The organism is Halorubrum sp. BV1, from assembly GCF_000746205.1.
Classification (GTDB): Archaea; Halobacteriota; Halobacteria; order Halobacteriales; family Haloferacaceae; genus Halorubrum.
Map to the genome: position 1 here is coordinate 1 of NZ_JQKV01000039.1, position 1,072 is coordinate 1,072.

Annotated in this window: 1 protein-coding gene and 2 pseudogenes; 1 reads left to right on the plus strand and 2 read right to left on the minus strand. The window is 60.8% G+C overall.

The window, feature by feature from the left end:
* Positions 1-234, minus strand: a pseudogene (locus tag EP28_RS14280) (nuclease); the annotation flags it as partial.
* 6 nt (positions 235-240) lie between these two features.
* Positions 241-552 carry a hypothetical protein gene (locus tag EP28_RS14285; RefSeq protein ID WP_049984169.1) on the minus strand — a complete coding sequence of 104 codons (312 nt, stop codon included), beginning with the start codon at positions 550-552 and terminating at the stop codon, positions 241-243.
* 148 nt (positions 553-700) lie between these two features.
* Between EP28_RS14285 and EP28_RS11565 the strand changes: the two are divergent.
* Positions 701-1,072 (plus strand): annotated as a pseudogene (locus EP28_RS11565) (hypothetical protein); the annotation flags it as partial.

Below are 1,072 nucleotides of genomic sequence, written 5' to 3' on the forward strand. Positions count from 1 at the left end.
CAGCCGTGTGGCAGCCTCGTCGACGATGTGATCGTTGACGATGAGGCGACGATAGGGGAGGTCGCCGTCGCGGACAAAGGTCATGAACGCCCGCGAGACTGCGTGCATCTGATCTTCTGGGTTGAATAATGCGTACAGGAACTTCGGCCCGACGACGACCTGATGGCGGACGTGCCCCGGGCGAAAATGCTCGGGTGAGATCGTCCCAATCGGGGTTTCGACTGGTTCAGCCATCCAAATTCAGGATTGCGCAGATGGGTCATCAGCGAGCGTGAACGATTCGTCGCTGCCATCCCACTCCTCGACGATATCGTCTTCCTCGCGGGCATCCGTCGCCGCCGACACTGGGAGCGAATCGTCCTCGAGGTCGTCGAGGACTGTGAACGCCGGGTCGTTGGGGTCGGCTTGCTGTTGGCGTTCGACCCACTCGACCAGCGCCTCGTGGCCGGCTTCTTTGAGCGAGAGGCCGTGCTCTCGCGCGAACTCCTGGAAGCGTTCGTATTCGTCCTCGTTCAGTTCCGTTTGCACGTGCTTGGTGTCGTTGCTGCTCATTGGGACCCCCGTTACTACTCCCATCTACTTTCTCATGAAGTATAAGATGTTCGCATGAGATTGTTCATGGGCCATACTCAAACGAGAGACAGGGCGGACTACTGGCCCTGAAATTGAAATACGAAATCGAGACAAACCACACCAACCGATGCGTGATCGCTATCTGGATTTCGAGGAACTGCGGCCAACCGGTGAGGCGTCCCACGTTCCGGACACGAGGCTGGACGACGAGTACGAAGGTGACCCCCGGCGGCAACGCGTTGCGACGAGCGCTGGGGGCTACCCTGATGCGCCGACGACCACCGACGGCGAGTGCCGGTCCTGTGGGGCGTCAGTCCCGGACGGACAGACGAAATGCCGATTCTGCCTCACCAACCATCTCGGAAGTGACGCGACTAGCACGGACGAGTCAGCGTGGACGACGTTCCTCGGCATCGTCCACCTGGTCGTCGAGTCGACCACGTTCTACGGCGCCGTCGCGAAGGGCGGCGCCGCGGCGAACCTCCTCTCTGCCAACGAG

Coding starts and splice junctions, on each gene's coding strand:
- EP28_RS14285 (WP_049984169.1), bottom strand. CDS start 552: ATGAGCAGCAACGACACCAAGCACGTGCAAACGGAACTGAACGAGGAC.